The 8,432-nt window shown below is 73.3% G+C and carries 9 protein-coding genes; 4 read left to right on the forward strand and 5 right to left on the reverse strand.

Going from position 1 to position 8,432, the window contains the following annotated elements; genetic code table 11:
* Positions 1-71: 71 nt before the first annotated feature.
* On the reverse strand, positions 72-923 hold the full coding sequence (locus tag ACFU6K_RS22075) for a hypothetical protein (protein ID WP_380665518.1): 852 nt from the start codon (positions 921-923) through the stop codon (positions 72-74).
* A gap of 352 nt (positions 924-1,275) precedes the next feature.
* Between ACFU6K_RS22075 and bioB the strand changes: the two genes are divergently transcribed.
* From bioB to ACFU6K_RS22095, 4 genes are all read left to right on the forward strand, one after another.
* On the forward strand, positions 1,276-2,502 hold the full coding sequence (gene bioB / locus ACFU6K_RS22080; RefSeq protein WP_380665520.1) for a biotin synthase BioB: 1,227 nt from the start codon (positions 1,276-1,278) through the stop codon (positions 2,500-2,502).
* A 28-nt stretch (positions 2,503-2,530) separates the two neighbouring features.
* Positions 2,531-3,841: an adenosylmethionine--8-amino-7-oxononanoate transaminase gene (locus tag ACFU6K_RS22085; RefSeq protein ID WP_380665522.1), complete on the forward strand. Its 1,311-nt coding sequence runs from the start codon at positions 2,531-2,533 to the stop codon at positions 3,839-3,841.
* Positions 3,838-4,572 carry a dethiobiotin synthase gene (gene bioD, locus ACFU6K_RS22090; RefSeq protein ID WP_380665524.1) on the forward strand — a complete coding sequence of 245 codons (735 nt, stop codon included), beginning with the start codon at positions 3,838-3,840 and terminating at the stop codon, positions 4,570-4,572. The genes ACFU6K_RS22085 and bioD overlap by 4 nt, the downstream gene beginning before the upstream one ends.
* A gap of 76 nt (positions 4,573-4,648) precedes the next feature.
* Positions 4,649-5,095, forward strand: coding sequence for a hypothetical protein (locus ACFU6K_RS22095; RefSeq protein ID WP_380665526.1), 447 nt, complete (start codon positions 4,649-4,651; stop codon positions 5,093-5,095).
* Between the two features lie 114 nt (positions 5,096-5,209).
* On the opposite strand, the gene ACFU6K_RS22100 is transcribed toward ACFU6K_RS22095, so the two are convergent.
* The 4 genes from ACFU6K_RS22100 to ACFU6K_RS22115 all read right to left on the reverse strand — a co-directional run bounded on the left by ACFU6K_RS22100 (position 5,210) and on the right by ACFU6K_RS22115 (position 7,855).
* Positions 5,210-5,845, reverse strand: a complete 636-nt coding sequence (locus ACFU6K_RS22100; RefSeq protein ID WP_380665528.1) for a hypothetical protein — start codon at positions 5,843-5,845, stop codon at positions 5,210-5,212.
* Positions 5,846-5,888: 43 nt separating this feature from the next.
* Positions 5,889-6,257, reverse strand: a complete 369-nt coding sequence (locus tag ACFU6K_RS22105) for a hypothetical protein (protein ID WP_380665530.1) — start codon at positions 6,255-6,257, stop codon at positions 5,889-5,891.
* A gap of 93 nt (positions 6,258-6,350) precedes the next feature.
* Positions 6,351-7,127, reverse strand: a complete 777-nt coding sequence (locus tag ACFU6K_RS22110) for a helix-turn-helix transcriptional regulator (protein WP_380665532.1) — start codon at positions 7,125-7,127, stop codon at positions 6,351-6,353.
* A gap of 329 nt (positions 7,128-7,456) precedes the next feature.
* Positions 7,457-7,855, reverse strand: coding sequence for a hypothetical protein (locus tag ACFU6K_RS22115; RefSeq protein ID WP_380665534.1), 399 nt, complete (start codon positions 7,853-7,855; stop codon positions 7,457-7,459).
* Positions 7,856-8,432: the final 577 nt, after the last annotated feature.

The raw sequence follows: 8,432 nt of genomic DNA on the forward strand, positions 1-8,432 counted from the left end.
CCCCCGGAAGCTTCGGCTTCCGGGGGCGTCGTCACGTCAGAACGGGCCGCCGTCGCAGCCGGGGAGCGCCGTCACATCCAGGCGAACGGCGAGCCCGCCGCGTAGGAGAGCGCCCGGGTGGCCTCGTCCAGGCTCTGCTCGGTGCTGGGCGCCGAACCCCCGGCCGTCTGGCCGGGCGTGGCCGGCGCGCCGGTGCCACTCGGGGCGGAGCCCGTCGGGCGGCCGTCGCCCGGCCGCGAGCTGGTGACCGTCACGTAGTGCCCGACCGCCTCGACCCGCGGGTCGCCGCCCTGCTTGGCGCCCGGGGCCTGGACGGGGCCGGTGGTGGTGTCGGCGAGCATGAAGGCGACCGCCCCGGGCTTGGCCCGCAGGGCGTCGGCGGCCCTGGCGGCGGAGGGCTGGTCGGGGAAGCGCAGCAGGGTGACGCTGCTGAGCACCGGGTGGTCCTGGCCGGTGAAGCTGACGGTCAGGTAGCCCTGGCAGCCGGTGTCCTTCAGCGGGTCCTGGCCGCGGTCCTGGAGCACCTCGACGCAGTTCTCGCCCTGCCGGACGCCGTTGCGCCGCGCCTTGAAGGCGCCGACCTCGACCGGCCGCTGGGCGGGGAAGAGGTTGTCGACGTTGAGGGCCTCGGGGTCGGTGCGCGGCGGCGGGGCGCCCACCACGCGCGGCGTCGCGGACGAGTCCTTGGTGGACGGGCCGAGCCCGGGTATGTAGTCGCCGGGCATAGGGCGGGTGATGATCCATCCGCCGGCCGCGACCACGCCGACGACGACGATCCAGCCGGCCGCTCGACGGCCCGTCAGCCGGCGGCCCCGCCTGCGCTCCGTCCCCCCGTCGGTGTCGGCGCCCCCGCCGGCCCGCTGCCCTGCCCGGTCGTCCCGGCCGTCTCCCGGAGTCGGGGTGTGCTCCCCCTGCGTGGTCATGGCGCAGATTCTAAGCACCCCCGGCGTGGCGTGGATCACGGGGTCGGGGGTTGTGGATCATCGTCCGCCGGAGCCCGCCACCAGCCCGCTGCCGACCCGTCACCAGTCGGGCGCCGGCCGTCCGCCGCCCCGCTCGCCACCCCGCTCAACACCCCGGTCGACACCCCGGTCGACACCCCGGTCGACACCCCGGTCGCTACCGGCCGGTAACCGCAGGCTCGGCCCCGCGTCAAGCTCGTGACCAGCGGCGGAGCCGTGACCTTCGACACTGTGGCAATCGGCACATCCTCACGCCGATCTTCTGGCGGGTTTGCTCTGGCGCCGCTCGATCGCCACCAGGCAGGATCGCCCCATGGATCTGCTCGATACCCTCACCGCCAAGGGCCTGCGCGGCGAAGTCCCGACCCGCGAGGAGGCCCTGGCCGTCCTCGCCACCACCGACGACGAGCTGCTCGACGTGGTCGCCGCCGCCGGCAAGGTGCGCCGCCGCTGGTTCGGCCGCCGGGTCAAGCTCAACTACCTGGTGAACCTGAAGAGCGGGCTCTGCCCGGAGGACTGCTCGTACTGCTCGCAGCGGCTCGGGTCCAAGGCCGAGATCCTCAAGTACACCTGGCTCAAGCCGGACCAGGCCGCCGAGGCCGCCCGCGCCGGGGTGGCCGGCGGCGCCAAGCGGGTCTGCCTGGTCGCCAGCGGCCGCGGCCCGACGGACCGCGACATCGACCGGGTCACCGACACCATGGCCGCCATCAAGGACGCCGACCCCGCGGTCGAGATCTGCGTCTGCCTCGGCCTGCTCTCCGACAACCAGGCGGAGCGGCTCAAGGCGGCCGGCGCCGACGCCTACAACCACAACCTCAACACCTCCGAGAACACCTACGGGACCATCACCAAGACCCACACCTACGCGGACCGGGTCGACACGGTGCAGAAGGCGCACGGCGCGGGCCTGTCGGCCTGCTCCGGCCTGATCGCCGGCATGGGCGAGAGCGACGAGGACCTGGTCGACGTCGTCTTCGCGCTGCGCGAGCTGGGATCGGACTCCGTCCCCGTCAACTTCCTGATCCCGTTCGAGGGCACCCCGCTCGCCAAGGAGTGGAACCTCACCCCGCAGCGCTGCCTGCGCATCCTGGCGATGGTCCGCTTCGTCAACCCGGACACCGAGGTGCGGATCGCGGGCGGGCGCGAGGTGCACCTGCGCTCGATGCAGCCGCTCGGCCTGCACATCGCCAACTCCATCTTCCTCGGCGACTACCTGACCAGCGAGGGCCAGGCCGGGCAGACCGACCTCGACATGATCAAGGACGCCGGCTTCGAGGTCGAGGGCGCCGGCGAGGCCACCCTGCCGCGCCACCGCGCGGACGTCGCCGAGGCCGCCCAGGCCGCCCACGCCTCCGGCGGCTGCGGCGGCGCGGCCTCCGCGTGCGGCAGCGGCGGCGGCTGCGGGCCGTGCGGCGGGCACGCCCATGCCCCGTCCGCACCGGCCGGGGAGGCGTCCGAGGCATCGGACGACGAGCTCCGCGGCGACCTGGTGAAGGTCCGCCGCCGCGGCGCCGGCACCGAACTCGCGCCCAACGCCTGACAGTTCCGAGTCCTCCGGAGAACGCACCATGCTCCAGCCGTCCGCATCCGCGACCGACCTGCTCGCCCTCGACCGCGCCCACGTCTGGCACCCGTACGGGCCGATGCCCGGGACCGTCACCCCGTACGTGGTCGAGTCCGCCTCCGGGGTGCGGCTGCGCCTGGCCGAACCGGTCGCGGGCGGGCGGCGCGAGCTGGTCGACGGGATGTCGTCCTGGTGGGCGGCGATCCACGGCTACCGGCACCCGGTGCTGGACGAGGCCGTGCGCGAGCAGCTGGGGCGGATGAGCCATGTGATGTTCGGCGGGCTCACCCACGAGCCCGCCGTCCGGCTGGCGGCCACGCTGGTGGAGATCACCCCGGAGCCGCTGCGGCACGTCTTCCTCGCCGACTCGGGCTCGGTGGCCGTCGAGGTCGCGATGAAGATGTGCCTCCAGTACTGGCAGTCCACCGGGCGGCCGGCCAAGCGCCGGCTGCTCACCTGGCGCGGCGGCTACCACGGGGACACCTTCCACCCGATGTCGGTGTGCGACCCGGACGGCGGGATGCACCACCTGTGGGGCGGGGTGCTGCCCGGCCAGCTGTTCGCCCCCGAGCCGCCGGCCGGGTTCGACGCCCCGCTCGACCCCGCGTACGCGGCGCGGTTCGAGGAGCTGATGGCCCGGCACGCCGACGAGTTGGCCGCCGTCATCGTCGAGCCGGTGGTCCAGGGCGCCGGCGGGATGCGCTTCCACTCGCCGGCCTACCTGCGGATGCTGCGCGAGCTCTGCGACCGGTACGGGGTGCTGCTCGTCTTCGACGAGATCGCCACCGGCTTCGGGCGCAGCGGCGCGCTGTTCGCCGCCGACCACGCGGGCGTCTCGCCGGACGTGATGTGCCTGGGCAAGGCGCTGACCGGCGGCTACCTGACGCTGGCCGCCACGCTGTGCACGAGCGAGGTCGCCGACGGGATCAGCCGCGGCGAGGTGCCGGTGCTCGCCCACGGGCCGACGTTCATGGGCAACCCGCTGGCCTGCGCCGTCGCCAACGCCTCGCTGGAGCTGCTGCTCGGGCAGGACTGGTCGGTGGAGGTCAAGCGCATCGGGTCCGGGCTGGCCGAGGGCCTCGCCGCGGCGGCCGGACTGCCGGGCGTACGGGACGTACGGGTCCAGGGCGCCATCGGCGTCGTGCAGTTGGACCACCCCGTGAACGTCCCGGCGGCGACCGAGGCGGCGGCGCGCGAAGGCGTGTGGCTGCGGCCCTTCCGGGACCTGATCTACACCATGCCCCCCTATGTGACGGAGGACGAGGACGTGGCACGCATCGCCGCCGCCGTGACCGCCGCGGCGGTGTCCGGATGAGCGCGCGCATCCTGTTCGTGACGGGGACCAACACCGACGTCGGCAAGACCGTCGCCACCGCGGCCGTCGCCTCGGCGGCGCTGCGGGCCGGGCGGAAGGTCGCGGTGCTCAAGCCGGGACAGACCGGCGTCTCCCCCGAGGAGCCCGGGGACGCGGCCGAAGTCCGGCGCCTGGCAGGTGAACTGACGATCCGTGAGCTGGTGCGCTACCCCGAGCCGCTGGCACCCGACACCGCCGCCCGGCGGGCCGGCATGCCGTACCTCTCCCCCGCCGAGGTGGTGACTGAGGTCGCCGAACTGGCCGCCACCCACGACCTGGTCCTGGTGGAGGGCGCGGGCGGGCTGCTGGTCCGCTACGACGACGAGGGCCGTACGCTCGCCGACCAGGCCCGGGCCGTGCTCGACGCCGGCCTTCCGGCCGAGGTGCTGCTGATCGCCTCCGCCGGCCTCGGCACCCTCAACATCGTCTCCCTCACGGCGGAGGCCCTGGCGGCCCGCGACCTCCCGCTCGCGGGCGTACTCGTCGGCTCCTGGCCCGCCAAGCCCGGCCTCGCCGAGCGCTGCAACCTCGCCGACCTGCCCCGCTCCGCCGGCGCCCCCCTGCTCGGCGCCCTGCCCGAACGGGCGGGCCGCGCCGAGGACTTCGCCGCCCTCGCCCACGCCTCCCTGGCCCCCGAGCTGGGCGGCAGCTGGGACGCGGAGCAGTTTGAGGGCCGCTACCGGCCCGCATAGGGCCCGCTTCGCTCGAAGGGGTGATCCCGGCTTCATTCCCTGTCGGAAGCCGGGATGGCTCAATACCGTTCCTTCCATGACAGACGGGCTCACCGCAGACGAGGCCCTGCGGGCCTTGGCCGCCCTGGAGGCGGCGTTCAAGGACGACGACGAGGCACTGGCCGCCCTGGCGGCGGGCGGCCCCGGTGAACGGCCGCTCCCGGCGCTGGTCGCCGCGTACGGCGAGCACGCCATGGACACCCTGATGGCGCTCGCATTCGGGCTGCGCGCCACCATGAGCGACGAGGAGATCGCGGAGATCTCCGACGCCGTCAGCTCCAACATCGGCGCCCGGATGAGCGCCCTGCTCACCCAGACCCTCAAGGCCTGGGGCACCCTGGCGCCCGCGGAGGACCTCCCCGTCATCAAGATCATCGCCCACACGGTGATCGACGCGATGCGGGCCGTCACCGAGGACCCCAGCAAGACCGAAGTCCTGCCCCTGCTCGCCACGTTCCGCAGCTACGCCCTCAACGGCACCTGAGGGACGGGAATTGGCCTTGTACGGCTCCGCCGCCGAACGGGCCTCCGCCACTCCGGACACGCGTGTGCGCGAGAAGTCGGACCGGCCGACTTCCCGCGCTTCCGCCTCCGCCGTCTACGCGACGCCGCAGTCGCCCAGCAGGGGACCGGTGTCCTCACGGATGTCGAGGTCCCATACGTACCCGGCGCTGTTGGCCCACTGGACGCCGTTGCGCCCGGGGCGCTCGATGATCAGCTCGAGGCGCTTGCCGTTGTTGTCGGCGATCCTGCAGATGCCGGCCACGTCGTCACCGGTCCAGGCGGTCCCGACGGCCGGGGTGCTCAGGCCCGGACCCGAGTAGACGGTGGTGTCGCGGACCGGGGTGAGCCGGTGGCCGTAGTTCGAGCAGCTCGGAAAGCTGCCGGTCGACTGGAAGTCGTCGGCCCAGAGGTAGCCCGCGGTGTTGGCCCACTGGACGCCGGTGCGGCCGGGCCGCTCGATGCCCAGGATCAGGCGCTTGCCGTTGTTGTCGAACACCTCGCAGATGCCGGCCACGTTGTCGCCGGCCCAGGCCGTACCGATCCGCGGGGTGCTCAACCCCGGGCCGAAGTAGATGCCGGTGTCGCGCACCGGGGTGATCTGCGAGCCGATGCCCAGAATGCCGGCCGGCCCCTGCTGAACCGCCGAGGCGGGCACCGCCCCGGCGAAAGCCGCGGCCGCCGCCAGGCAGAGCGCCCCGAGCGAGGTCGCCGTCTTCTTCGTCCTGATCACGAAACTTCCTCCTCCACTGGTTTGATGTGCCGTGTCACGTGGTTCAGCAGTGCGGCAGGATCTGGGTGTCATTGGCGTAGCCGTACGCGTCCAGGTAGGTCTCGCTGACGTAGACGTTGCGGTGACCGGTGTCGTCGTCGGTCAGCAGCCAGATGCTGCTGGTGCGGCCCGTCTCACGGGCGTAGTAGCTCTGCCCGTTGGTCCAGCAGTAGAAGTAGTTCACCCCGGCGTTCAGCGTGCCGGCGTGGCTGGAGTCGTTCGCGTCCGGCGTCCAGTGCGTCCACTGCGAGAGAATCGTCGTCAGGTTCTGCTTCGTGTACGCGGGGGCGGGTGCCGGCGCCGCCGCGGCGACGCCCACCGTCATGCCGAGGAGGAGCGCGGCGGTGCCTGCCGCGATGACGGTCCGCTTCACCGCGGAGGCAATCGAGCTGCGTGACACAGGGGTTCTCCCGTTCGCTTCTTGATGACGGCGTCCGGCCCGATGCGGCCGGCCCCGGAACCATCCTCAGGACGCCGGCGACCGCGGCGTTGGACATCCTTGCTCGCTTCCCACCGCGGGCGCCGTCCGCAACAGCACGGACCTGACGACACTGGGGAGTTCACCCGTGTGCTTCCGGAACACACGTGTCAGGTGAGCTTGGTCGGCGAAGCCGTACGTCGCGGCGAGCTCGCGCAGCGGCCGGCCTCCGACGATGTCCTCCGCGACCGCGCGCACCCTCAGCTGGTTGCGGTAGCTGGTGAGCGTGCGACCGGTGACCGACCGGAAGACCCTGCTGAGGTGGAACGGGGAGCAGCCGGCCAGGCGGCTGATCTCCTCCAGCCCCAGGGTCGGCGGCCCGTCGATCAGTGCGGCGCAGGCCTGGTGGACGATCCTGCGGTGGGCGAGGACGGTGGCGGGCCGCCGCCCGCCGCCGGCGGGCGCGCGGGCGCCGGTCAGCCCGGCCATCAGGCCGTGGGACCGCTCCGCCACCTCGAACGCGTCCGTCCCCGCGCGGCAGGCGGCGACCAGGCCACGGTGGGCCAGGTCGAGGGCGGGATCCACCGGCAGGCTGCGCGGCCCCGCCCCGTCCGGGCACTCTCCGTGGACGTCCTGGTGGAACTCCAGCACCGTGCTGAGGTCGGGAACGTCCGTCAGATGGGCGACGGCCGCTTCGTCCCCCCGCCGCATCAGGAAGCCCGTCGTCGGGTCGACGAAGTCCTCGCGGCCACCAGCGCGGAGCACGAAGCCTCCCGAGCGGATCAGCGACACGATGAGCACCGCGTCGTCTGGCGCGCCGGTCACCGTCGGCCTGAACGACCGGTGATCCTCGAAGCACGCGAGTTCGGTGATCCGCAGACCTGGCTGACAGGCCAGGCGGGATCGTCTCACCGGTTCGTCTTCGGGCAGACCCCGCCGCCCCTGGCGCACCGCCCCGCGATCTTTTGCCATCCCCGTGTCCTTGGCATCCGAACCAGTTGATCGGATCTGCAGTCTGGCGGCGGCCGGTCACGGGGCGCCCGGCACGGCGATATTCTTGGCGTGGACCGGTCAAAAAATGACGGGAACGCGCCTCTTCGACACCGTCCGCAGGTCGGCCCCCGGTGGACCGCGGCGGACGCCAGGCGGAGGAGCTACCGCCCTTCGGCGACCAGGAAGCGGCCGGAGCGCCAGTGCAGCCGGGCCGGGCCGCCGGTGGGCCAGTCGTGGTTCAGGTGACGGCGGTCGCGGCCGAGGGCGCCGAGGGCGTGCGGGCGCAGGGTGCCGGACCTCAGGCCGGCGGCCTCCTCGGCCGTCACCGGCATGATCGTCACGTACTGGGCGTCGTCCCCGCCCATCCAGTCGACGACCTCGGTGAAGATCCACACGAACCGCTGCGAACAGCCCAGGCAGCGCCGCAGGTTGACGGCGAAGCGCGAGCCGTCCACCACTTCCGTCTCGTGCTCGAAGCCCTCCCGCTGCCGTCCCCACACCGCCCGTTCGTCCTCGCCGTAGCACTTCGCGCAGCCGAACTCCGCCATCGGCCTACCCATCGGTCGACTCCCTGGTCCGCGACGTCCCGTGTCGCGGCCCATGATGCCCGCAGGGCCCGGCCGACCGGCCGCACCGTCACCCGACCGGGGAACAATTCACGGGCCGTTCCCGCGCAGTTCGCGCCCCCGGGCGGACATCCGCACGGCCGGTTGACGCACCCGGGGCCCGGCTCGGCCCGGCCCGGTTCGCCCCGGCTCGGGCTTCGGGTCGCACACCTCGGAGTGCACGCCGACGGCCCTCGCGCCCGAACGGGCCTTCACGGCGAAAGGTCGCACGGACATGTCCCAGATTTCTGGGATTCTCCTCGCCCACCGACCTCGCAGAGAATCGGCGTCAGGCACCCCGGTGAGCGCGGGAACCCGCCAAGTCACCCATCCGGGAGAGGAGTTGATCGGCGATGTCACACTCCTTCAAGCGCGCCGGCGCCGAGGCCTGGCGGACCCGCTCCCGGTCGCTGACGCTCGGCTGACGAACGGCCCTGACCCCGCACCCCACCCCGCCCGGCGCGCCCCCTCCTCGGTGGCCGCCGGGGGGATCAGGGTCAGGGCAGGGGGCGGCCGGCCGGAGTCCCGGCCC

It is taken from the genome of Kitasatospora sp. NPDC057512 (genome assembly GCF_042802135.1).
Lineage (GTDB): Bacteria > Actinomycetota > Actinomycetes > Streptomycetales > Streptomycetaceae > Kitasatospora.